Source organism: Agrobacterium sp. LR_9 (genome assembly GCF_041954855.1).
Classification (GTDB): Bacteria; Pseudomonadota; Alphaproteobacteria; order Rhizobiales; family Rhizobiaceae; genus Agrobacterium; species Agrobacterium leguminum.
In genome coordinates this window covers 1-23,094 of the sequence record NZ_JAVAYA010000022.1, presented here as the reverse complement: position 1 = coordinate 23,094, position 23,094 = coordinate 1, and the positions used below count along the sequence as shown (strand labels likewise).

General features: G+C 61.3%; 16 protein-coding genes and 1 pseudogene. 7 read left to right on the top strand and 10 right to left on the bottom strand.

Annotated features, from left to right (window positions below):
• Positions 1-1,257 carry a D-amino acid dehydrogenase gene (locus RAC79_RS20815; RefSeq protein WP_374997491.1) on the top strand — a complete coding sequence of 419 codons (1,257 nt, stop codon included), beginning with the start codon at positions 1-3 and terminating at the stop codon, positions 1,255-1,257.
• 48 nt (positions 1,258-1,305) lie between these two features.
• Here the strand turns inward: RAC79_RS20815 and RAC79_RS20810 are convergent, their stop codons facing one another.
• Complete coding sequence (locus RAC79_RS20810) at positions 1,306-2,016, bottom strand: GntR family transcriptional regulator (RefSeq protein ID WP_003519916.1); 711 nt, start codon at positions 2,014-2,016, stop codon at positions 1,306-1,308.
• A gap of 179 nt (positions 2,017-2,195) precedes the next feature.
• Between RAC79_RS20810 and RAC79_RS20805 the strand changes: the two genes are divergently transcribed.
• Positions 2,196-2,672 carry a BA14K family protein gene (locus RAC79_RS20805; RefSeq protein WP_078052553.1) on the top strand — a complete coding sequence of 159 codons (477 nt, stop codon included), beginning with the start codon at positions 2,196-2,198 and terminating at the stop codon, positions 2,670-2,672.
• Between the two features lie 86 nt (positions 2,673-2,758).
• Here the strand turns inward: RAC79_RS20805 and RAC79_RS20800 are convergent, their stop codons facing one another.
• Both RAC79_RS20800 and RAC79_RS20795 read right to left on the bottom strand, forming a co-directional pair.
• Positions 2,759-4,123 (bottom strand): sigma-54 dependent transcriptional regulator, encoded by a 1,365-nt coding sequence (locus tag RAC79_RS20800; RefSeq protein ID WP_174039882.1) that lies wholly within the window; start codon positions 4,121-4,123, stop codon positions 2,759-2,761.
• A gap of 1 nt (position 4,124) precedes the next feature.
• A complete protein-coding gene (locus tag RAC79_RS20795; protein WP_220318552.1) occupies positions 4,125-5,966 on the bottom strand; it encodes a sensor histidine kinase in 1,842 nt (613 codons plus the stop codon).
• 236 nt (positions 5,967-6,202) lie between these two features.
• Between RAC79_RS20795 and RAC79_RS20790 the strand changes: the two genes are divergently transcribed.
• Both RAC79_RS20790 and RAC79_RS20785 read left to right on the top strand, forming a co-directional pair.
• Positions 6,203-7,549 carry a dicarboxylate/amino acid:cation symporter gene (locus RAC79_RS20790; protein WP_003519920.1) on the top strand — a complete coding sequence of 449 codons (1,347 nt, stop codon included), beginning with the start codon at positions 6,203-6,205 and terminating at the stop codon, positions 7,547-7,549.
• 183 nt (positions 7,550-7,732) lie between these two features.
• Positions 7,733-8,170 carry an EamA family transporter gene (locus tag RAC79_RS20785; RefSeq protein WP_065655604.1) on the top strand — a complete coding sequence of 146 codons (438 nt, stop codon included), beginning with the start codon at positions 7,733-7,735 and terminating at the stop codon, positions 8,168-8,170.
• A 39-nt stretch (positions 8,171-8,209) separates the two neighbouring features.
• Here RAC79_RS20785 and RAC79_RS20780 read toward each other — a convergent pair whose 3' ends face one another.
• Both RAC79_RS20780 and RAC79_RS20775 read right to left on the bottom strand, forming a co-directional pair.
• Positions 8,210-9,562, bottom strand: a complete 1,353-nt coding sequence (locus tag RAC79_RS20780) for an aspartate aminotransferase family protein (protein ID WP_374997490.1) — start codon at positions 9,560-9,562, stop codon at positions 8,210-8,212.
• Positions 9,563-9,598: 36 nt separating this feature from the next.
• Positions 9,599-10,333, bottom strand: coding sequence for an SDR family NAD(P)-dependent oxidoreductase (locus tag RAC79_RS20775; protein ID WP_003524050.1), 735 nt, complete (start codon positions 10,331-10,333; stop codon positions 9,599-9,601).
• Positions 10,334-10,567: 234 nt separating this feature from the next.
• On the opposite strand from RAC79_RS20775, the gene RAC79_RS20770 reads away from it, so the two are divergent.
• Positions 10,568-12,214, top strand: a complete 1,647-nt coding sequence (locus RAC79_RS20770) for a GNAT family N-acetyltransferase (protein WP_174045187.1) — start codon at positions 10,568-10,570, stop codon at positions 12,212-12,214.
• A 60-nt stretch (positions 12,215-12,274) separates the two neighbouring features.
• Entirely contained in the window at positions 12,275-13,429 is a 1,155-nt protein-coding gene (locus tag RAC79_RS20765; protein ID WP_374997489.1) for an amidohydrolase, read from the top strand.
• 39 nt (positions 13,430-13,468) lie between these two features.
• Here the strand turns inward: RAC79_RS20765 and RAC79_RS20760 are convergent, their stop codons facing one another.
• The 5 genes from RAC79_RS20760 to bcsN form a co-directional block, all read right to left on the bottom strand.
• Positions 13,469-15,802 (bottom strand): cellulose synthase, encoded by a 2,334-nt coding sequence (locus RAC79_RS20760; protein WP_174039887.1) that lies wholly within the window; start codon positions 15,800-15,802, stop codon positions 13,469-13,471.
• A complete protein-coding gene (locus tag RAC79_RS20755) occupies positions 15,793-16,848 on the bottom strand; it encodes a glycosyl hydrolase family 8 (RefSeq protein ID WP_080857269.1) in 1,056 nt (351 codons plus the stop codon). The genes RAC79_RS20760 and RAC79_RS20755 overlap by 10 nt, the downstream gene beginning before the upstream one ends.
• Positions 16,845-19,358: a cellulose biosynthesis cyclic di-GMP-binding regulatory protein BcsB gene (locus RAC79_RS20750; RefSeq protein WP_174039888.1), complete on the bottom strand. Its 2,514-nt coding sequence runs from the start codon at positions 19,356-19,358 to the stop codon at positions 16,845-16,847. The genes RAC79_RS20755 and RAC79_RS20750 overlap by 4 nt, the downstream gene beginning before the upstream one ends.
• Positions 19,355-21,544, bottom strand: a complete 2,190-nt coding sequence (gene bcsA / locus RAC79_RS20745; RefSeq protein ID WP_065655596.1) for a UDP-forming cellulose synthase catalytic subunit — start codon at positions 21,542-21,544, stop codon at positions 19,355-19,357. The genes RAC79_RS20750 and bcsA overlap by 4 nt, the downstream gene beginning before the upstream one ends.
• A gap of 94 nt (positions 21,545-21,638) precedes the next feature.
• Positions 21,639-22,541, bottom strand: coding sequence for a cellulose biosynthesis protein BcsN (gene bcsN / locus RAC79_RS20740; protein ID WP_078052597.1), 903 nt, complete (start codon positions 22,539-22,541; stop codon positions 21,639-21,641).
• Positions 22,542-22,973: 432 nt separating this feature from the next.
• Here bcsN and RAC79_RS20735 point away from each other — a divergent pair.
• Positions 22,974-23,094, top strand: a pseudogene (locus tag RAC79_RS20735) (mannose-6-phosphate isomerase); the annotation flags it as partial.

Sequence of the window (23,094 nt, the reverse complement as noted above, 5' to 3'; positions counted from 1 at the left end):
ATGAACGTCACTATCCTCGGAGCCGGCGTTGTCGGCGTGACATCCGCCTGGTATCTGGCCAAAGCCGGACACAAGGTGACGGTGATCGACCGCCAGCCGGCCGCAGCGCTCGAAACCAGCTTCGCCAATGCCGGCGAGGTTTCGCCCGGCTATTCCTCGCCCTGGGCTGCGCCCGGCATTCCGGTGAAGGCGATGAAATGGCTGTTCATGAAACACGCGCCTCTCATCATCCGCCCAACTGCCGATCCGGCCGCATGGCGCTGGATGAGCCAGATGCTGCGCAACTGCACCTCGGCGCGTTACGCCATCAACAAGAGCCGCATGGTGCGCGTTGCCGAATATAGCCGCGATTGTCTGATGGCGCTGCGCGAAGAGACCGGCATCGAATATGACCAGCGCATGCAGGGCACGCTGGAGGTGTTCCGCACCCAGAAGCAGTTCGATGCCATCGGCAAGGATGTCGACGTGCTGACGGCAGGCGGCGTGCCTTTCGAGATTCTCGATCGCGACGGCTGCGCCGCCATCGAACCCGGTCTTTCCCCTTCGAAGGAGAAGATCGTCGGCGGCCTGCGCCTGCCCGGCGACGAGACCGGCGATTGCTTCATGTTCACGACAGAACTTGCCCGCATGGCCGAAGCGGCGGGCGTTACCTTCCTTTACGATACCGGCATCATGCGCCCCATCGTCGAGGCAGGGCGCGTCAAGGCTGTGGAGACCACCCGCGGGCTGGTGGAGGCCGATATTTTCGTGGCGGCACTGGGCAGCTATTCGCCGCAGTTCGTGCGCCAGCTTGGCCTTACCCTGCCGGTTTACCCGGTCAAGGGTTACTCCATCACAGTTCCGATCGTAAATGAGGAGCGCGCGCCCGTTTCCACGGTCATGGACGAGACGTTCAAGGTGGCGATTACCCGCCTCGGCTCACGCATCCGTGCCGGCGGCATGGCGGAAATCGCCGGTTTCAGCAAGGATTTGCCAGCGGCCCGGCAGGAAACGCTGGCCCACTCGGTGGAAGACCTGTTCGGCGGCGCGGGCGACCACACCCAGGCGAAATTCTGGTGCGGCCTGCGTCCGATGACGCCGGACGGCACGCCTGTCATCGGCGCCACCCGCTACAGTAATCTTTATCTCAATACCGGCCACGGCACGCTTGGCTGGACCATGTCCTGCGGCTCCGCCCGGGTGCTTGCCGATCTCATCAGCGGCAACAAGCCGGAGATCGACACGCACGATCTGGCGATCAGCCGTTACGCCGCCTGACGCGCAATCAACCCGCCATTCCCGTCCCGCGACGGGGATGGCGGTCAATCAGAGCGCCAGCGCATCCTTCAGCGCCAGACCTTCCATCATGCGCAGGTCGAGATCGGCCTCGATGTGGTCGAGATGCTGCAACATGAGCGCGCGGGCCTTTGCCGTATCCTTCGCCTCAAGCGCATCAAGGAGATCGGCGTGATCATTGTGGCCGCAGCTTGAAACACCAGAGCGCCCATAAAGCGCAATGACCAGCGACGAGCGGGCGACCAGCTCGTCCATAAATTTTTCCAGAATGGCGTTGCCGGCAAGCGAGGCCAGCATCAGGTGGAAATCGCCCGATGCCTTGATTTCCGCGCGTCTGGCGCTCGGGCCGCGCTCATGCTGGTGGCGGCTTTCCTGCACCAGATGCTCACGCAGCCGCTTCACCGCCGCAGGCGTGATTTTTTCGATCGCGGCATCCACGACGCCGGGTTCGATCAACCGTCGCGACGCGAACACCTGCCGCGCTTCATCCGGCGTTGGATTGGAGACGAAGGCGCCCCGGTTGCGCTCGGCCTTCACCAGCCCCTCATAGGCCAGCATCTGAAGTGCGGCGCGCACCACCGTGCGGCTGACATCGAACAGCGTTCCCACTTCCGATTCCGACAGTTTGGTTCCCGGCGCCAGCCGCCGGTCGACAATGGCGTCACGCAGCGTATCGCGAATGGCCTGGGCACGGTCTTCATGCGAGGTGTCGGAATTGACGGTTATCTGGGAAAGGCTCATCGGTGCGTCCTGTTTGTTCTTGAGTTCTAGCGCGAAGTGCGTCGCGCGCAAACAGGAATTGCGGGCCGCCGCCAGTCTGCCACAATTCATTCAGCGCCCGTTCAGCAGCCGGGCTGTATTTCCTTAACCATCGAATTTGCAACTGGCAGCGCCCTGCCACCTGTATGGAAGAACACACCATGTCGTCCTTTGCAGCTAAAACCGTTCTGGCCGTCGCCGTCGCCGCCGCCACCATTGTTCCCTTGAGCAGCGCATCCGCTGGCGACTGGGACCGCCGCGACCGTCGCGATGCCGCCATTCTTGGTGGCGTGCTCGGCCTTGCCGCCGGTGTCGCCGTGGGCTCCGCAATGTCGCGTCCGGCGCCAGCTTACGAAGAGCGCGTCTATGTCGACGAGCCGAGCTATATCGATGAAGAGCCGGATTACCGCTATTATCGCGCAGCACCTCAGCCGGTTTACCGCCCGGCCCCCGTCTATCGCGCCCAGCCGGTTTACGACAGCCGCCCGGTCTACAACCAGCGCCGCACCTATCGCACCATCGAGCCCTGGACCAACGCCTGGTACGATTATTGCTCGCAGCGTTACCGGAGCTTCAACACCCGCACCGGCACCTATACGGATTATGACGGCCAGCGCCATTTCTGCGTCGCGGGTTGATCGGGAAAACCTTCAACACGGTTACCGTTATTGCCAGGCCGCGGACGGAAACGTCCGCGGCTTTTTCATGCTCGCTTTGCGCCATCTTACGCCGTGCCGCTCCTCACATAATCCGCCCGGTAGATACCATGGCGTTGCAGCTTGTCGTAAAAGGTCTTGCGGGCGATGCCGAGTGTGGCGATGGTCTCCGCCACATCGCCATTCGATTGTTCCAGCGTTTCGCGGATGATGCGCGCCTCGATCTCGTCCATGCGTTCCGGCAGCGTTCCGGAAGCGGGGATTGTGGATTGCAACGCAGGCGCCGTCGCCGGATCCGCCTCCAGCCCCAGCACCACCCTTTCGGCGAAATGTCCGAGTTCGCGCACATTACCGGGCCAGTCATGGTCATTGAGGCGGCGGGAAATGCCGGCGCTGATCTGCGGCACCGCCATGTTGAAACGGTTGGCGGCCTTGGTGACGAAATGGGAAAACAACAGCGGAATATCCGCCTTGCGTTCGCGCAGCGGCGGAATGGACAGCGTCACCACATTCAGCCGGTAATAGAGATCCTCACGAAACGTGCCGCGCTCGGACGGATCGCCAAGATCGACCTTGGCCGCCGCGACAACACGAATATCGACCGGCCGCTCTTCATTCGACCCCAGCGGCGAGACCTCGCGCATTTCCAGAACGCGTAGCATCTTTACCTGTACGGCAAGCGGCATGCTTTCGATTTCGTCCAGAAACAGGGTGCCGCCGCTCGAATGTTCTATACGGCCCACGCGCTTTTTCTGCGCGCCGGTGAAAGCCCCCGGCTCATGGCCGAAGAGCTCGCTCTCGATCACCGTTTCCGGCAGCGCCCCGCAATTCAGGGCCACGAAATTGCCCTTTGAGCGTTTCTTGCTCCAGCGGTGAAGGGCCGTCGCCACCACTTCCTTGCCGCTGCCGGTCTCGCCCGCCACCAGCACATCCACATCCGTATCGGCAATGTGCCTGAGCGTGGTGCGCAGGCGCTCCATGGCGGGCGTCTGGCCGATCAGCGGTAAATCATCCTCAGCCTGTCCCGCCGCCCGGCGAAGCGCCCGGTTTTCCAGCACGAGGCGGCGCTTTTCCAGCGCCCGGCGGGCGCTTTCCACCATGCGTTCAGCGGGAAACGGCTTGGCGATGAAATCATAAGCTCCATTGTGAAGCGCATCGACCGCCATCGGCACATCGCCATGGCCGGTGATGAGAATGACCGGCAGATCGGCATCGATCTTGCGAACATGGTCGAAAAATTCGAGCCCGGTCATGCCGGGCATACGTACATCGGTGATGACGACGCCGTCGAAATCCTCGTTCAGGGCCGCCAGCGCCTGCTCGGCACGGGAAAAGGAGGTGACCGGCAATCCATCGAGTTCCAGCGTCTGCACCATCGCCTTGCGCAGCTGGGAGTCGTCGTCCACCAGGAATATGGTTCCGTCCACCGTCATGTCATGCTCGCTTCAGAAATACGGAAAAACATGTGCCCGCCTTGCTGCTCGCCACCTCGATGCGCCCGCCATAATCCGAGGCAATATCGTTGGAGATAACGAGACCGAGGCCGAGGCCGCTTTCCTTTGAGGTGTTGAAGGGCGAAAAAAGCTGGGCGCGGATGGCTTCAGGAATGCCCGTGCCATTGTCGCTGACGGAAAGCACGACCATGTCGCCTTCCTCGCGCACACGAACTTCGACACGCGCCGCCCCAGTCTCTTCAGTGGCTTCCAGCGCGTTTTGCAGAAGGTTGATGAGAATTTGCTCGAGCCGGATACGGCTGCCGAGCACTTTCAGGTCCTGATCGGGCAACACGATATCCAGCGCATCCATCTGCCCGGAAAAACGGCTGCGCAACAGCATGACCGCACCTTCGATGACCAGTCGAACGCTGACAGGTTCGGCGGCGGTGCGGCCCTTGCGCGCCAATATTTTCAGGTCGCCGGTAATGGTGCCGATACGCTCGGTCAGTGCCGCGATGTTTTCGAGATTTTCGTTCGCCTCGGACATGCGGTCGCGTTTCAGCAGGGTGCGGGCATTGTCGGCAAAGGCGCGGATGGTCGCGACCGGCTGGTTGATTTCGTGCGCCACGCCCGCCGCCACCTGCCCCAGAATGGAAAGGCGGTTGGCCTGCACCAGTTCGTGCTGCACATTGCGCAACTCGCCCGAGGTCTTTTCATGCAGGGCGATTTCGGCCTGCAGATGATCGCGGGTCTTCGTCAGGTCGCGGGTCCGCTCCTGCACCTTCATCTCCAGCTCGGCGCGGGCACGCTGCTCCTCTTCCTTTTCCTTGAGCGCCTTGTGCCTGCGCCACAGCCACAGGGCCGAAAGCGCCATCAGCGGCATCAGCGTCGCCAGCGCCACCACCCTGCCCTCGCGGATGGCGGCATTCAGCGCCGGCGCGACCGGTTGGAGATAGTGCAGCGTCCATGACGTGGTCGGCACCGGCACTTCCAGCCGCAGATAATCGCCGCGTTCCCTCCCCGGCTCATCGACATGAATGAGCGGAACACCCTCGCTCGCGCGCCGCGCCGCGCGAAACGGCAGCGTTGAAAGCGCCTCATTGCCGAATTGCAGGCTCTCGGAAATGATTTTCCGCCGCGCCTCATCGATCGGCGCAACGGTCTTGAAGCGCCACTCCGGCACGCTGGTCATCAGCACAACGCCGTTTCTGTCGACCACATAGACCGGCTTGCCGCCGATGTTCCAGTCTGTCTCCAGCCGGTTGAACTCGACCTTGGCAATGACGACGCCAAGCGGCCGCCCATCGGCGGCATCGATGCGGCGGGAGATATAAAGACCCGGGCGACGGCTGACATTGCCGAGAGCATAATGTTCGGACATGCCGGTCTTCATCGCCGCCTGGAAATATTCGCGGAAAGCATAATTGGAGCCGACAAAGCTGTCATCCTGCCGCCAGTTGCTCGACGCGATGGTCAATCCGGTCGGCCCGGTCACATAAATCACCGAGGATTGTGTGCCTTCGATCAGCCCCTCCAGCTTGCGGTTCAACCGGTCGAGGGCAGGAGCACCGCCGCCATCCAGCGCAGCAGCAAGATCGGGATCCCCGGAGAGGACAAGCGGAATGGCGCGCGGCCGCTCCAGCGCGACATTCAGGAGCGCGATCTTCAGTTCGGCATCCGTGGCGGCCTCGGAACCGGCCATGCGCATCGCCTGATTGCGGGCGAACTCATCGGCCACCAGCAGAACGCCAAGACTGACGAGCAGCCACAGCCCCGCCAGCGCCAGCCATTGGGCCCGCCGCTTCGCATGGGAATGAGATGCCAGATCCTGATAGGTCATGCGACAATTGTGCGGATTTACGCACAGACCGCAAGAGATTTTGTCCGGAATTCCACACAAATGCATGTGGGCCAATGAAGCGCCAATAAAAACTACTTTTGAAATCAGCCAGTTACACCAAATAAGCAAGTCTGGCATGCGTATTGCACATGACTCCGCAATCGGCGCGAAGCCGTCAACGTCACGGCGATCCCGGGAGGCCAATAAAGGCAGGGTGAGGCCGAGGAGGAAAAAACATGATCGATACGACAGCCGTGGCCGCAGGCCACGCCAAGCAGCCATTCTACAAGCACCTGTATTTCCAGGTTCTGGTGGCCATCATCGCCGGTATCGCGCTCGGCCATTTCTATCCGGCCTTCGGCGAACAGCTGAAGCCACTCGGCGACGGCTTCATCCGCCTCGTCAAGATGATCATCGCTCCCGTCATCTTCCTCACCGTCGCAACCGGCATCGCCGGCATGAACGACATGAAAAAGGTGGGTCGCGTGGCCGGCAAGGCCATGATCTACTTCCTCGTATTCTCCACGCTCGCGCTCATCGTTGGCCTCATCGTCGCCAACACCGTGCAGCCGGGCGCGGGCATGAATATCGATCCCGCCACGCTGGATGCAAAGGCAGTCGCGACCTACGCCGACAAGGCCCATGAGCAGACCATCACCGGCTTCCTGATGAACATCATCCCGACCACCATCGTCGGCGCTTTCGCCAGCGGTGACATTCTGCAGGTGCTGTTCTTCTCGGTTCTGTTCGGTATCGCGCTCGGCATCGTCGGCGAAAAGGGCAAGCCCGTCACCGATTTCATGCACGCCCTGATGTATCCGATCTTCAAACTGGTCGCGATCCTGATGAAGGCCGCCCCCATCGGCGCTTTCGGCGCCATGGCCTTCACCATCGGCAAATACGGCATCTCGTCCGTCACCAACCTCGCAATGCTGATCGGCACCTTCTACGTCACGTCCTTCCTGTTCGTGTTCGTGGTTCTCGGCGCGGTATGCCGTTACAACGGTTTCTCCATCGTCGCGCTCATCCGCTACATCAAGGAAGAGCTGCTGCTGGTTCTCGGCACCTCCTCTTCCGAAGCCGCCCTGCCGGGCCTGATGAGCAAGATGGAAAAGGCGGGCTGCAAGCGCTCCGTCGTCGGTCTCGTCATCCCCACCGGTTATTCCTTCAACCTTGACGGCACCAACATCTACATGACGCTGGCGGCCCTCTTCATCGCGCAGGCGACCGGCATTCACCTCTCCTTCGGCGAACAGATTCTGCTGCTGCTCGTGGCCATGCTCTCCTCCAAGGGTGCGGCCGGCATCACCGGCGCGGGCTTCATCACGCTCGCGGCAACCCTCTCCGTTGTGCCTTCGGTTCCCGTCGCCGGCATGGCGCTGATCCTCGGCATCGACCGTTTCATGTCGGAATGCCGCGCCCTCACCAACTTCGTCGGCAACGCAGTTGCCACCATCGTCGTCGCCCGCTGGGAAGGCGAACTGGATCAGGATCAGCTTGCCCGCGTTCTGAGCGGCCAGGAAGAATTCACCGGCATCGCCGATGTGGATCAGCTTCCGGCTTCGGTGCAGCCCGCCGAATAATAAGACCTCCCAAGGTCCGGCCTGTCCCGGTTTCTCCGGGCAGGCACATATGGAGAGCCCGGCGCATCGACAGGATGCGCCGGGCTTTCTTTGTTCAGGCTCGCGCCCACTAAACGGGGTTTTTATCGGCCGGAAGATGCGGTAGAGCCGAAGCGGAACAAATGCGATAAGCGGAGTGGCGGCATGAAGAACCTGTTTCTGGCCTGGCAATTCTGGGCGCTGCTATCGGCAGCCTTTGCGGCGCTCACCGCCATCTTTGCGAAGGTCGGCATCGAGAACGTCAATTCCGATTTCGCCACTCTCATCCGCACCGTCGTCATTCTCGCCGCCGCCGGCCTGATGGTTTACATCACCGGCAACTGGCAGCAGCCTTCCACCATCTCGGGTAAAACCTGGCTGTTCCTCGTGCTTTCGGGACTGGCCACCGGCGCATCGTGGATATGTTATTTCCGGGCGCTGAAACTCGGAGACGCCGCCCGCGTCGCGCCCATAGACAAGCTAAGCGTCGTGTTTGTCGCCATCTTTGCGGTGCTGTTTCTGGGCGAAAGGCTGTCTTTGCCCAACTGGCTCGGCGTGGTGCTGATCGCCTGCGGCGCGGTGCTTGTGGCCTATCGGGGATAGGCCAGCCGGATAAACCGGCCGGCACAATCGCTGAAGTTATCAGCCTCGGGCAGCCGCAACCTTGTCGAGACCACGCTTCACACCGGCAAACAGCTCGTCCAGCTGTTCGGCCGTAATGATGAGCGGCGGGCAAAAGCAGATGGACTCGCCGATAGGCCGCGTGATGACACCCTCCTCCTCGATGGCCGCAGCAAGAGCCAGCGTCGTATCGCCGGGCTTCATGCCCTCCCATGGCTTCACCTCCAGCGCGCCGATCAGGCCGATACCGCGCGAGGAATGAATGAGCGTGTGATCGGCGAGCGCCTTAAGATGATCGATAAACTTGCCTTCCAGCCGGGCGACGTTACCGACCAGATCGCGCTCCTGAATGATCTTTAGGTTTTCCAGTCCCACAGCTGTTGCGACGGGATGGCCGGAGGCGGTGTAACCATGGCCGAAGGAGCCGATACGGTCGGATTCATCGGCAATCGGCTGGTAGAAACTGTCATTCATGATGATAGCCGAAAGCGGCATATAGGACGACGAAATCTGCTTGGAGACGACAAGCACATCCGGCTTGATGCCATAGGTCTCGCAGGCGAACATCTTGCCGGTTCGGCCGAAACCGCAGATCACCTCATCCACCACAAGCAGAATATCGTATTTCTTCAGGATCGCCTGTACGCCAGCCCAATAACCTTCCGGCGGCAAAAGAACGCCGCCGGCGCCCATTACCGGCTCGCCCCAGAAAGCGGCAATGGTTTCCGGGCCTTCGCGAAGAATCAAATCCTCCAGCTCTTTCAGGATACGCGCGGTGAAATCCGCCTCGCTTTCCCCTTCCTTTCCAAAATGCACATAGGAGGGGCAGGCCGTATGCAACATGCGGTCCAGCGGCAGGTCGAAGCTTTCATGGTTACGCGGCAGGCCGGTGATTGAGGCCGAGGCAATCGTCACACCATGATACCCCTTGATGCGGCCGATGATCTTCTTCTTGTCTCGTCTGCCCAGCGCATTGGAGCGATACCAGACCATCTTGGCGACCAGATCGTTGGCCTCGGAGCCGGAGGAGGTGAAATGCACCTTGGACATCGGTACCGGTGAAAGCTCGATCAGCAGCTCGGCGAGATCAACCGACGGGCCATGCGTCTTGTAGGAAAAGGTGTGGTAATAGGGCAGCTTCTGCATCTGCTTCGTCGCCGCGTCCACCAGCCGCTGTTCACCAAAGCCGAGCGCCACCGACCACAGCCCCGCCATCGCCTCGATATAGCGCTTGCCGCTGCTGTCGGTTACATAGATGCCTTCGCCGCTCTCGATCACCAGACCGCCGGTCTTTTCGAATTTGCGCAGATTGACGTTCGGATGCATCTGATAGGCGATATCGCGTGCCTCGACGGAATTCGGCAGGATGGTCATCGATGAAGGCTCCATTTTCGGTTGATGCTCGGCGTGTCAGACGTGCTGGCCGCCATTGATGTGAATTTCCGCGCCGTTGATGTAGCTCGACTGCTCCGAGCAGAGGAAATAGATGGTCTGCGCCACCTCGGCCGTGGTGCCGAGCCGCCCAAGAGGTACCTGGGCTTCCACCAGCTCGGCCGTTCCGGGGGAGAGGATGGCGGTGTTGATCTCGCCCGGCGCAATCGCATTGGCGCGCACGCCGCGCGGGCCGAACTCATGCGCAAGTTCCCGCGTCAGCGCCGCAAGCGCCGCCTTCGACGTGGCATAGGCCACGCCAGCAAAAGGATGCACCCGTGAGCCGACAATCGATGTGACGTTGACGATGGAGCCTTTTGCCGCTTCCAGTTCCGGCAAAAGCGTGCGGGCGAGCAGCGCCGTCGAAACGAGATTGACGTTCAGCACCCGCGTCCAGATTTCCGCCGTCGTATCCATGACACCGAGACGGCTTCCGCCCTCGCCCTTCGGCGAAATTCCGGCATTGTTGACAAGCGCCGCAAGCTTTCCCTCCGGCAGGCGTGAACGCACCTCGTCCGCCAGATCGTCAATGCGGGACAGGTCCTCCAGATCGGCCTGAATATGGCTCTCCCGCGCCGACGGCCAACGGCATTCCTCGGAGAAAGGTTGCCGCGATACGGTGAGAATCCTCCAGCCCTTTTCCTGAAACAGCTTGACGGTGGCGTGCCCTATTCCACGGCTTGCGCCGGTAAGAAGCATATAAGGAACAGCCATATGAGAACTCCTGTGCCATGCGGACCGTTGAGCCGGCCGCGCATTCAGCCCCGCATGTTAGAGCGCTGCCACCGGCTGACAAGGTCTTTTTTGTCGCGGCGCAGCGATGGCGGATCGGCGACGGGCTAATCCCATTTGATGCACGGCTTTCACCCGAAGGGAATATTTGAAGCCGACCGTTTACCCATAAAATGAAGCCTCCCGAATGTGTGATCAGTATTGGGAGGGGGACGAATGCGTATCGATATCATCGACACGGACGCCGGCTTCGAGGCGATCCGCGAAAACTGGGATGCGGTGTTCATGGCCGATCCCCATGCCCGGCATTTCCTCTCCTGGGGGTGGCTGAGGGACTATATGCCGCGCCGCAGGCGCTGGTTCATTCTTGCGCTGCGCGAACGGGCGGAAGGCTCGCCCTATGTGGCGTTTTTCCCGCTGCGCATCGTCACCGAACCGGACAAAAAAACCGGACGCTTCCACGACAGCATCGTCATGGCCGGCAATGCTGCGGCCGATTACACCGGTTTCATCACCCTGCCGGACTATGAAAATCACGCAGTCGCCGGTTTCTGTTCCTATATCCGCAAGCAGAACTGGACCGAGCTGAAGCTCGATTATCTTTCCGGCCCGCCGGAACGCCGCGACGCGATGATCCGGGCACTTCAGGGCCCGCTCGTCATGTTTCGCGACAACATGCCGACCAACCCCTACAACATCAACAATTGCATCTGCCCGGTGGTGACGCTGCCGGACACGTTCGACGGCTATCTCGACAGTCATATGAGCAGCCAGACCCGGCAGAAGCTCAGGCGTTTCCTGAGAAAAGTGGAGGGCGGCGACGAATATCGCATCACCTTTGCAACGAGGGAAACAATCAAGCGGGACATGGACATCCTGTTCGATTTCTGGCGTATCCGCTGGGCGCCGCACAAAGGCAAGGAACGCACGGAACTCCTGATCGGTGCGACACGGCAGATGCTGATGGACGTCTATATCCGTGGCGACCTGGAAGTGCCGGTGCTGTGGTTCGACGACCAGCCGCTCGGCGCGCTCGCCAATATCATCGACCGCCAGAAGAAATCGGTCCTGTTCTACATTACCGGCCGCGACGAGAACTGGAAGACCCCTTCCCCCGGGCTCGTGCTGCATGGCCATTGCATTCGCAGGGCAATCGAGCAGGGTTTCAAAACCTATGATTTCCTGCGCGGCAACGAGCCTTACAAATATTTCTTTGGGCCGGAGGAGCAGAAGCTGAGCTGCACGCTGTTCCGCACCCGCTCGGGCGAAAATCTCGGCGGCACGCTGCACCCGCGCAGCATCCGTTTTGTCTACGAACAGGCCCTCAAACTCTATAAGACCGGCCAGAAGGCGGCCGCCAATATTGCCTTCGCCCAGGTGCTGACTGCGGCACCGGACCATCTCGGCGCGCAATTCGGGCTCGCCAATCTGTTGTTCGACCGGGGTGAATTCCGCGAGGCCGAAATCGCCTTTCTCAGCCTTCTGGCCGCCGGGCAGGAACCCGTCGTCCTTTGGCTGCGTATCGGCGAGGCCCGGCTGGCGCAGCAGCACTACCACGAGGCGTCCGAGGCCTTCCGCCAGGTGACCAATCGCGCGCCCTTCCACCGGGAAGCGCTTTACAAATGCGCCGTGGCGCTGATTGCCGCCGAAAGAACGATGGAAGGTGCGGAAATCCTCGACAGGCTGCAGCACTATCATTCGGACGATGCGGCACATCTGGAATATGCGGAAAAGGCCCGTGCAGCTCTTGCCCGGCTGGAACTGGCAAAAGCCAAGGTTCCGCTGCCACCCGATGTCGTCACGCTCGCCATCAAGCCGAAAGCGACGGGCAAACGCTGGCACCCGCCAAAGGTTTTGCATTAAAGGCAACGCCCTGTAAGTTGCGGCAGGAAAAACCGGCCGGACGACTTGCAAGGATTTTTGATGTTTTTGACCAACAAGGACATGCTCGATCTCATTGAGCTTCGCCATGATCTTCACCGTCATCCGGAAATTTCCCGCGAGGAGAAGGAAACGGCGCGGCGCATCCGCGCTTTCCTCGAGCAGGCGCAGCCCGACCGGCTTTTCGCCGATCTCGGCGGCCATGGCGTGGCTGCGGTCTATGACAGCGGTAAAAGCGGCCCGGCGATCCTCATCCGTTCGGAACTCGATGCCCTGCCCATTCACGAAAAGAGTGACGCCGAATACCGCTCCGGCACTGATGGCAAAGGCCATCTTTGCGGCCATGACGGCCACTCCACCATTCTGACGGCGCTGGCGCTCGGCCTTTCCCGGCAGCGGCCCGCGACAGGTCGCGTCATCCTTCTGTACCAGCCGGCGGAAGAAACCGGCGCGGGCGCCGCCGCCGTCCTCGCCGACCCGCGTTTTGGGCAGATAAAGCCGGATTATTCCTTTTCGCTCCATAACCTGCCCGGCCTGCCTTTCGGCCATGTCAGCGTGGTGGAAGGACCGGTCAACTGCGCGTCGCGCGGGGTCAAAATCCACCTTTCCGGCAAGACGGCGCATGCGTCTTCACCTGAACATGGCATTTCCCCGATGCGGGCAATATCCCGGCTGATGCCGGCCTTGGCCGAACTGGGCTCCGGTTTTCCGCCAGAGCCCGATTTTTCGATGGTGACGATCACCCATGCCGTAATGGGCGAAGCCGCCTTCGGAATTTCCCCGGCCGATGCTGAAATCTGGGCGACACTGCGGACACTGACCGACGACCGGATGGAAAAACTCTGCGAGGCTGCGGAAACTCTGGCTAAAAAGGTGGCGGACGAACAGCAGCTGACCCTCGACATCACCTATGACGATATTTTCCTGCATTGCGAAAATGCGCCTGACGCGGTCGGGCATATCCGGCGCGCGCTGGACGAGGAAAAAATCTCCCACGGTTCGGAGGGGCTGCCCATGCGGGCTTCGGAGGATTTCGGCCGCTTTCGCGCCGTTTCGTCATCGGCGATGTTCTTTCTCGGCGCAGGCCGGGACTATCCCAACCTGCACAATCCGGATTACGACTTTCCCGATGCGCTGATCGGCACCGGCGCGAGCATCTTCATGCGCATCATGCGCAACCTCACCGACGCGAGATAGCAGCGACTGCTGCTATATCCAGCCGCGATCAGCCGCCCGTCAGCCGCCCTGGGGACCGTTGCTCGGCCGGGCGGCGCGCACCGCAGCCAGCCCCCGGATGCCATCCTTGTTTCCGATAGCTGTAAGGCTTTCGAAAATCTGGACGGCCTCACCATAACGGCGCATGGCGAGGTAGGAATAACCGCGCAGCACCATCAGGTCCGTTCGCTCATCCGCCAGCCGCGCCCGCTGGTCGAGCAGGAGAAGCGTTTCGGCATATCGCTTCGACCCGAATGCAGAGACCGCTCGATCGGCAAGGATCGAAACCTGCAGCTCCGTCGCGCGTGGGCGATCCATACGCGATTTCGTCGCCGAGACGGCTGCATGGTCCGTCAAGCCCATGCGCAGATAGGCAAGGCTCTGGCCGTAGGCTGCATCGCTTTTGACATTGGACTGACCGCTTTCAATCGCGGATTCGAAAGCTTTCAGAGCCTCCGCCGGACGGTTCGTCTCCATCAGGCACCAGCCGAGATCGAGCGCCTGCTGTGGCGGCAGACGTTGCGGATCGGGATAGGCCGCGCAGGAACGCGGGCGCGATGCAGCACCGGCTTCCCTTTGCACCTGCGCGGGGCGGCGCGCCTGCTTGCGCGAAGGCTCAGGCTGCTGGACGACAGGCGGGTTATAAACCACCGCCGTCTCACCCTGCGGTGCACTGGTCTGCACGGGCGGCGCCGTTACCTGTGCGACAACCGGCGGCGCGGTTATGGGAGCAACCGCCTGCCCGGGCTGGTCCACCATGCGCGCCGTTCCGACATCGGCGATACGTTGCGAACGGCCTCCCCATTGCTGCTGGATGCCACGCAGGCCGGCGAGATTGCGAAGATCGTGATAGCTGACCGCCATGCCGTAGGCTGACGGCTCATCATCGGGTTTCCAGCCAAGGGCCGTGCTGAACCATTGCAAAGCAAGCGGCGTCTGCCGGAAGGCAAGCGAATACCAGCCGAATTGCTGCGCCGTCGCCGCATCCTTCTGCGCCACCGTTTCGGCGGCGATACGTTGCAGCACCTCCGGCGGCAGGACGACCGGCGGCTCCAGCGCCAGAAGATTGGCCGTTGCGGCGAGATAGGTCGCAAGCGCATCGTCGGATGCCTTGCGCCATTTATACATGACGTCCTCGGCCTCAAGCGGCTCGTTACGGTCGATCAGCGCCAGCGCCAGCCCCTGCGAAGCCGATGCGCTGTCTTCCTCTTCCCGCGCCTTGCGGAACCATTTTTCCGCCTCCGCCATGTTCTTCTGCCGGATATTGTACCAGCCGAGCAGCAGGGCGTCGCTTGCAAGCTTATCGGTCTCGGCAAGCCGCTGAAGCCGCATCACATAGGCCGAAGGAACGGCAACGCCCTCCTTCTCCCCTGCCTTGGCCACGAACTGGCGGGCGAGATCGTTCTTGACCGGTTCAAATTCCAGCTGACCGTCGGCGCCCGGTTTTTCCTTGGCCAGCAGTTCGTCCATCATTTCCGCCGGCAAAAGCGCGGATGCCTTCTGCACGGTGGCGAGCCTGTCGCTGGCGACCGTGCAATTGTTGAGGATGTAGAGATAGGCGTCGCGCGCCCGTCCCATCCGGTCGGTATTGGCGAAAGCATCGGCAACCCGCCACAGCACATCGACCTCGCCGCATGTCAGCAGGCTGGGGTTATTGGCGGCCGTATCCACCACTGTCGTATATTGCTTGAGATCGGAAGCATTGACGAGCCGCTGGCGCGCTTCGGCAAGGGAAAGCATGCCCGTCAGATTGTCGGGTGGCTGCCAGCCGGGCTCCGCCTGCTGGCGGTCGGCAATCGCCTTCCTCACTTCGGCATAACGGCCGTCGGTATAAAGCTGCCACATGGCGTCGAGCCGTGGATCGCCGTTTTCCGGAATGGCGAGAGGATCGGCAGGCGGCGTCCAGTTGGGATAAAGCGCGCGCAGGCGCGCGATTTCGGCCTCAAGACGCTGCGTATCGCCCCTCGCCGCGAAATAGCGCAACGCACTCAGATCGACCTCGGGCATATCGGCCGATGCAGGCTGGGTGGCGCGAGGGTCCGGCGCCTGCACCGTCTGTGTTTGCGGCGCCTGCCCGCCAGCCTGTGTCACCGGCAACGGGTCGGTCGCGGGCACCGTGACCGGCGGTGTAGCGGGCTGCGTTACCTGCGCCATTTCACGGTTCTTGACGAAAGCGTTGATCTGCGCCGGATTGGCCGCCGTCGGCAAAACACGCTGTACCGCCCGGTTGTCGCCGACCGCCGAGGTATGCACGTCCGACACCCGCCCGAGAATGCTGTCGCGCCAGTGGAAGGCGGCGAGCGCTATCAGAAGCAGAATGAGAGCCGAGGTCGACAGTGGCTTGTTCATCGGCATTCCCCGTTATTCCTTGCCAGAAAGGACAATGCCAGAAGATGCAATGTGGAAGGATAATAAAGTGTTGGCTGGAAGTTTTTGAGTTCGGCGGAAACGGCCGGCCCGCCGCCGACACAGGCCGCGAGCGCCGGAATGATGCGATAGCCGGGATCGGACAGGACATCCTTGACCGCTCCGCTCTTCAGGTCGAAGGTTCCGGCAGCGCCGCTTTCCAGCGTCATGCCGCCTTTCAGCCGGGCGAGCAGCTCCGGCGACCCCATATTCGCCCTTGCGAGATAAAGTGGTATGCGCACCGCATTATAGCCGAATTCCGGCGGGAAGCCCGATGCCGGCTGCGGCTTCGTCTTCACCGATACCCAGTCGGCCGGCAGTTTTCTATCGCTGAAAGCGAATGTCCCGATTTGCGCCAAACCGTCATCGGCAAGCGCTTTCCAAAGCGGCGATGGCGCAACAAGATTGAGCACCGGAAAGGCCTCGAAAATCAGATAGGAAGGATTGACCACTGGCCCATCCTCCCGGTCATCCTCGTCGAAACCGCTGGCCGCCGGCAGAAGCAGCGTTCGCCCGCCGCGTTGCACCACCGTCTTCCTGAGAATGGCGGATGCGATGGCCGCGGATGCTTCGGCATAATCCTGCCGGTTCCATTGCCCGGCCGCCAGCGCCAGCGCATAGGCGATCAGAATATCGCCATCCGTAGCGTTGTTGATATCGGTTACATGCGGTCTGGTGCGCGGATCCCATTTCCAGGCGGAAAGCCCGTCGTCACGCACCAAAAGCTCGGTGCGCGTGAAACTCCAGATCAGCTCGAAGTCGGACAGGTTGTCGGCAAGCACGGCAAGCCACATGCCGTAGCCCTGGCCTTCGCTATGGCTGATATTGCCGTTGCCGGTATCGATGACGCGGCCGCCGGGATCGAGAAACGCGCCTTTATAGGCAGACCACGCCTCCGGCGAAACCGAAGCGGCGCGGCTGACGGAAATACCTGCAATCACCGTCATCATGGACAGGAAGAAAATGCCGGCCAGTTTCGAGATCCCGTTCTTCATCGATGCCGTCCCATCATGCGCAGCATCGTGAAAGTGGCGAGGCCGAGGAGAGATACGAAGCCGATGAACGCCAGCGAATAGGAAAGAACGTTGGAAGAAAGCCAGTTGGCCGCGACCAGCCTCCAGTTGGAAAAGGAAAACGCCCGCGTGACGTAAAAATACGGCCGTTCCACCTCCACCGTTTCAAGTTTTTCGGCAGCGGCATCGTAAGCGGCAACACGTCCAGTGACACCACGCCAGCGGTTTTCCCGCGTCATCGCCGCCATCCCGTCAAGAAGTTCCGCGGACGTTGGTGCAGTGGCAAGCGTCCACACCCCTTCGCCGGAGGGGCTCAGTCCCTGGGCCAGCATGAAAGAAACATTGCTTGGCGGCGCATAGAGCTGTTCGGCTGCCGGCAGGAAGCGTAGCGTATCCGAACTCAGGTCGAAATTCCGCTTCATCCATTCCTCGAGAGAAGACACCTGCCCCTCCCATACACCGCCGTCCACCCGCTCTCGCCAGTCGTTGAAAAGGGTTTCGCTGCTCTGGGCGGGCGGCTGGACGCCGGTTCCCATTTTCCAGGATATCTGGCTGGAGGGAACAAGATTGAACTGGCCGATCAATGCCTGCGGGAATTGCGAAATCGTACCGACGAACAGCGCGTCGCGATCGCCGATCACCAGCGGCGAGGCGACAGTCTCGATGTCGATGGGATGCCCCGCCACGCTTGCCAGCCGGCTGATCAGCGTGGCTGCCGCAGACATGGTATCGGTATCGAAACGGTCGAGCGACAGGGCAACAGGCGCTCCGCCGGTCCGATAGGGCTGTCCGGCCCCCGCCATCGCGGCAAGATCCGGCTTGCGGCCGATCTGCGCATAGTCCGGAATATGAAGTTCCGACGTGTCGAACAATGCAAAACGCGGCGTTGTGCTGGCAGGGGCGCCCGGCGCGCAGGCCTGATCCTGCGCCGTCATCAAAACTGCCTCGATGGTCACCTTGTTCGGCCCTGGCTTGAAATGACGCATCGTCACATTGATCGGCAGATGCCGGAAAATACCGCCGCCATTGTTGGAAATCGGTACGGTCGAGGCGATCTGGTCATTGACGTAGATATCGACATGGCTGCCCGGCAATACCTGCGACGAATAGGCGGCATCGAGAAGAAGCGACGCCTCACCATAAGCCGACGCATAAAAATCGGCTGGCATGCCGACGTAAAATTCGTTGCGGAAACGCCGGCCGCCAAATTCGGTGCTTTCGAAACCAAGTTCGGAAAGCGCGATACGGCGATCCGACATGACGAGCGGCACATCCGGCGCATGCCAGCTTCGGGTCGAAAAAGTCGTTCTCTGCGCACCGGGTGTGCGCGATATCGACGAAAATAGCGTCTCAATTGCCGCCTGAACCGCCTGCGGGGTGGGGCCGCTGACGAAAAGCGGCGAAAGACCGCCCGGCGCGGCGGCGCCAAAGCCGGCAAAAGCCCCCGCCGAAGCCTCGGGTGGCAGCGTTCCGGCAATTCCGGCAATCTCGCGGGCCGTTCCGACGAAGACCGTCAGCGTGCCCGCCTTGCGTTCAGCGGAAGGAGCGGCCACGAAACGGATCGTCTGGTTCGGCATCTGGGTTCTGAGCGCCAGCGCCTGTGAAAGACGCAGGAGAGAATCCGCAAATGCCGGATTGCCGAGCGCCGGTGCGACAATCTCGATAGACGTCATCGCCTTGCCATCCGGCCCCGTTGCCTGAATATCGTCGATATTGGCAAAGCTTCCGGCGACATCCGCATTAAAGCCGATATAGGTATTGGCAGGGTCTACATCGGTCCACAGATCGTAGGTGGACTGGATCGTGCAATCGGTTCTGTGGCGCTGCTGCACGCCCAGTCTCACGACATTTGAGCCGACCTGCAAGACGCCGGGCGGTATCTTCAAGGAGACATTGCCCTCGCTGTCGGGCGCTTCGATACGCGCCGGATCCAGCGCGACATTGTTCAGGCTGACCTGAAAATTCGAGCTTTCCGGCGCGACCACGATGGCGTTTTGATACCCGATATTGAGCGAAACGGCGGCGTTTACCTGCTCCGGCGTCAGATAGATGCTCCATTGCCGCCGGTCCATCTCCCCGGAAAGACTGAGCTTTTCATAGGGCAGAATGTATCGGCGGCGGCTGTCGGCATTGAGCGACGGGGCCGTTGCAGGAACAGGTCTTGCGCCTTCCTGACGCGGAGGAGCCGCAACCAGCGGCGGCAACGGAACGGCTGGGCGCTGTTGCGACTGCGGCGCGGGCTGAACCGCAAATGGCGGCGGGGCGGATGGCTGAGACGGCGTCTGGGCCGGAATTTGGGCCGGAATCTGGGCAGGTGGCTGCTGACGCGGCGCGGCAGGCGCGACGGCGGACGGCGGCACGGGTGTCGGAGCCGTCTGGGCGGGCCGTTCCGGCGACATGTCGAAGGGCGAGGACTGCGCCATCGCGCCCGTGGCGACGGCCCCCCATACCAACATTGCCAGAGAATCCCGGATGGGTTTACGGCCGATCATTTTACCGCTCCGACAGGTTTGGCGTCTCTGGGAGCAGGCCGAAGCGTTCGGACCAGATAATAAAGGCCGCGCTGCGTCTGGAAGAGCGATATGGCCAGGAAGATGGCCGTACCACGGATAAGGCCGGGGTTCTTGCGGCGCACCCGCTGGAATTCGCTCCATTGTTCCGAATTGGCGAAGATCAGGTCCGCAATCAGGCGGTGATCGACGGCGCGTTGCGGCGAAAAGGTGCAGCCGATCGAGACGAAACCCTCGCCCTTCACCGTTCGCACCACGTTGACAGGCATGGTTTCCGGCACGCCCTCGCTATGCGGCTTGACCTTGACGATGGCAGTCGCGCCTTTTTCGATGGTTGTCGCGCTGTCGAAGAGATTGATCAGCAGGCCATGCACCGACACGTTATCGATGGAAGCCGGCACCCAGGCGTCGCTACCCTCGAGCTTGACTTCGCAACGCCGTTTGACCGTGATGCGCCGCGACGCCGACTTGTCGCCGCGCTCGGAAACGACGCCGAGCGCACAGCCTGCAAAGATGAGATTGAGCAGGTTCCAGCCGCCGACCACAAGCGTGACATCCGCCTTGTAAGGCTCGCTGTAGATGCGCCAGGCGGCAAAGGCCATCGCCACCAGCAGCAGCGCGAAAATGACGAAGAACGGCCGGCTGATTTCCGAAAGCCGCGCCTCGGCAATGGATTCATCCTTCGCCGTCACCTTGAAGGTGGGCTTGCCGGGATTGAAAATCACCGAAACGACGGCAGGCAGGAGGTGAACCGTCTGCACATATTCGTAAAGTTCCGAAATCCACGGCCAGCGGAAGCTGCCATAGAGATAGTTCTGCATCATCAGGTTCACGAGCATATAGGCCGCCGTATAGGCCAAAAACTCGCCGCCCGAGGCCACGAAAATCTGAAGGTCGAAGAACAGGTAGAACAGCGGTGCGAACAGGAAGATGGTGCGCGGGAACGGAAACAGCCAGAACAGCGTCGACGACATGTAGCAGAGACGCTGCGTAAACGAGAGACCGCGCCGGAAAAGGGGCTGGCGGAAGATCAGGATCTGCATCATGCCCTGCGCCCAACGGCTGCGCTGGCCGATGAAGCTTGCGAAGGTGGCCGGCTGCAACCCGGCGATCAGCGGCTTGTCGACATAGATACTGTTCCAGCCGCGCGAATGCAGCGCCAGCGCCGTTTCGCAATCTTCCGTGATGCTGACGCCACTGAAACCTTCGGTATCCTGCAATGCCTCACGCCGCAGCACGGCGGCCGAACCGCAGAAGAATGCACCGTTCCACTTGTCGAGGCCGCGCTGGATGATGCCGTAAAACATCTCGTTTTCGCTCGGCATCGTCTCGAAGGTGCGCAAATTGCGCTCGATGGGATCGGGATTGACGAAGAAATGTGGTGTCTGCACCAGAAAGAGCCGTGGATCCTCTTCGAAATAACCAACCGTTTCCAGAAGGAAGTCGCGGGCGGGCGCGTGGTCGGCGTCGAACACGGTCACGAGCTCGCCGGTCGAATGGGCAAGACCGTTATTGAGATTTCCGGCCTTGGCGTGGACGTTGCGCTCGCGCGTCAGATAGCGCACGTCGAGGTCCTCGCAGAGCTTCTTCAACTCCTCGTGGCGGCGCTGCGCCGCCTGCGCCTCGACGATATTGCTGGCGTTGCGCTTCTGCACCGAGCCGCCATCGTCCAGCAGCCAGACGGTGAACCGGTCGGCCGGATAATCCATGTTCTTGGCCGCTGCGAGCGTATTGGCGAGAAGCTCAGCGTCCTCGTTATAGCTCGGCACGAAGACGTCGACCGTCGGCCGGTAGTCGGGTGAACCGGGCCTCGTCTTGCGCGACGGCAGCGGCATCGAGACGATGACGAGACTGAGCGCCAGCATCACAACGCTGTACATTTCCGCCAGATAGAGCAGAAAACCGGGAATGAAGTTCTCGAGCTGGTTGACGGGCGGCAACGTGCTGGTGGTGCGCCAGTAGACATAGCGCAGCACGATGGCCGTGCCGAAACCGAGCGCTACCAGACGCCAGGCCCCCTGCCCATTGAAGCTCTTGATCGTCGCCAGCAGGATGAGCGAAATCGCCGTGGCGACCAGATGCGTCTGCAGGCTGACCGGCATCGTGACGATGGCCAGAACGCAAAGCGACACAAGTAACCAGACAATGATTGTGATGGCCTTGCTCATCCAGAAACTTTCCGTTGTCTTCCCCACCCGGAATTTCGGTCCGGAATTTTTGCGATCTGCGCCTTGGCGTGCTCTTTCCCGCTGGTTCCGGCGATCACCTGCATCCTGACGCCACCCCCGAACCGGACAGACATGCGGGCGACGGAATGGAAACCTGCGGGACCTGCGACGGTTGCCGGCCACTATCTGCCGGCACACCATCCAGGCGCCTGCCCGCCACCGTGGGCCTTGCAGGCTGGAGGGGTGCGCCAGCCGATGCGGGCGACGGGATACTGACTGCAGCAACGGGTGGAAGCGGCTGCGGTTCCGGCTGGGCGGGCGGTGCAACGGCAGCCGTGCGACGAACGGGCCGGGGCGGCACGCTCGCGGTCACCTCGCTGCCGGGCCGCATCGGCACCTCATCCGCCTTTATGGGATAGACCGGGTGGCCCGGACGCCCGAGATTTTTATCCACCGCCTGCGGCGTGCCGTAAGGGTTCCAGCTGGGCGAGGCATAGGTGCCGGTGATCGTGTAATTATACATGACCGCCAGCAGCCGCTCGACGCTGGCGCCCGACTGGCAAAGGCGCAGCCGCACTTTGATGCGCCCGAGATTGCGGAAATCCTGCCGCATGCTTTCCGGCGAGCGTATGTCCTGCCAGCCATAAAGGCAGGTATCGTCGCCACGGCCGCTGCCGGCGGCATAGGAGAACGCGCCATAACCGTTTTGCAGGTAATTTGCCGACATGGCGATATTTTCGCCCGGAAACTCGGCGCGGATTTCCCGCGCGACGGAAGATGCCCTGAAACCGGAAAAAGCCAAAGCGTCGCCATCGGTATCGCCGGCCTGTTGCGGGCCGAAAAACTCCGCCTTGATGTAGTTCTGCCCGGGGGTGGTGGCCTCGGAGCGCAAGATGACCTGCTGCGCCACGGCATTGGAATAGGTGCGGTTGACCACGGTCACGATTTCAGGACCACCGGGCGGCGGGAAAACCAGCGCCTCGGAAGGAGACAGCATCTGGGATCCCCCGAAGGACCGAACGCCCGCGGGAGTATTGCAGCCCGACAGAACCGCAATGGAGAACAGCAATAAAGTATAGGCAGAAAAATTCACTGCCTTACGCCCCTTTATTTCCCCAACGCCGCCCAGGTTACAAGGAGACCGAATCACTAATGAGCAGACCATTGTTACGAAATACGTGAGGACTACGAATAAGCAATCTCAAATTTGCGTTGTAATTTCTGACACTTTATGGCTAGCGAATCACCATTTCCGCCCATGTTCGCCATGGAACAAGGTGGAACCAATCGCGCTGCTGGGGGTTGGCTTTCTGTCAGGTCCATAATTTTACGGTTGCAGCGCAATATGTCCCATGGTCTACTTGCCTCCATAATGACGTATTTTTATTGGTCCGCTTTTTATTCAACTGTAAAAACAGAGAGTTGACTCATGACATTGCAATTTCCGAGCATCGCGCAGACGCTTGCCGAAGAGATCGGAAGATTACGCAAATGGCTGGATGAGGACGCCCTGCCCCTGTGGTGGGAGGCGGGTTCGGCCCGGCCGGATG

What these genes read in the sequence shown, in the direction of transcription:
- RAC79_RS20810 (WP_003519916.1), bottom strand. Translation starts at nt 2,016, where the DNA reads ATGAGCCTTTCCCAGATAACCGTCAATTCCGACACCTCGCATGAAGAC.
- RAC79_RS20750 (WP_174039888.1), bottom strand. Translation starts at nt 19,358, where the DNA reads ATGATCGGCCGTAAACCCATCCGGGATTCTCTGGCAATGTTGGTATGG.
- RAC79_RS20800 (WP_174039882.1), bottom strand. Translation starts at nt 4,123, where the DNA reads ATGACGGTGGACGGAACCATATTCCTGGTGGACGACGACTCCCAGCTG.
- RAC79_RS20780 (WP_374997490.1), bottom strand. Translation starts at nt 9,562, where the DNA reads ATGACCATCCTGCCGAATTCCGTCGAGGCACGCGATATCGCCTATCAG.
- RAC79_RS20790 (WP_003519920.1), top strand. Translation starts at nt 6,203, where the DNA reads ATGATCGATACGACAGCCGTGGCCGCAGGCCACGCCAAGCAGCCATTC.
- RAC79_RS20770 (WP_174045187.1), top strand. Translation starts at nt 10,568, where the DNA reads ATGCGTATCGATATCATCGACACGGACGCCGGCTTCGAGGCGATCCGC.
- RAC79_RS20805 (WP_078052553.1), top strand. Translation starts at nt 2,196, where the DNA reads ATGTCGTCCTTTGCAGCTAAAACCGTTCTGGCCGTCGCCGTCGCCGCC.
- RAC79_RS20785 (WP_065655604.1), top strand. Translation starts at nt 7,733, where the DNA reads ATGAAGAACCTGTTTCTGGCCTGGCAATTCTGGGCGCTGCTATCGGCA.
- RAC79_RS20795 (WP_220318552.1), bottom strand. Translation starts at nt 5,966, where the DNA reads ATGACCTATCAGGATCTGGCATCTCATTCCCATGCGAAGCGGCGGGCC.
- RAC79_RS20815 (WP_374997491.1), top strand. Translation starts at nt 1, where the DNA reads ATGAACGTCACTATCCTCGGAGCCGGCGTTGTCGGCGTGACATCCGCC.
- RAC79_RS20775 (WP_003524050.1), bottom strand. Translation starts at nt 10,333, where the DNA reads ATGGCTGTTCCTTATATGCTTCTTACCGGCGCAAGCCGTGGAATAGGG.
- bcsN (WP_078052597.1), bottom strand. Translation starts at nt 22,541, where the DNA reads ATGCTGTCTCCTTCCGAGGCGCTGGTTTTCCCGCCGCCCGGTGGTCCT.
- RAC79_RS20765 (WP_374997489.1), top strand. Translation starts at nt 12,275, where the DNA reads ATGTTTTTGACCAACAAGGACATGCTCGATCTCATTGAGCTTCGCCAT.
- bcsA (WP_065655596.1), bottom strand. Translation starts at nt 21,544, where the DNA reads ATGAGCAAGGCCATCACAATCATTGTCTGGTTACTTGTGTCGCTTTGC.
- RAC79_RS20760 (WP_174039887.1), bottom strand. Translation starts at nt 15,802, where the DNA reads ATGCCGATGAACAAGCCACTGTCGACCTCGGCTCTCATTCTGCTTCTG.
- RAC79_RS20755 (WP_080857269.1), bottom strand. Translation starts at nt 16,848, where the DNA reads ATGAAGAACGGGATCTCGAAACTGGCCGGCATTTTCTTCCTGTCCATG.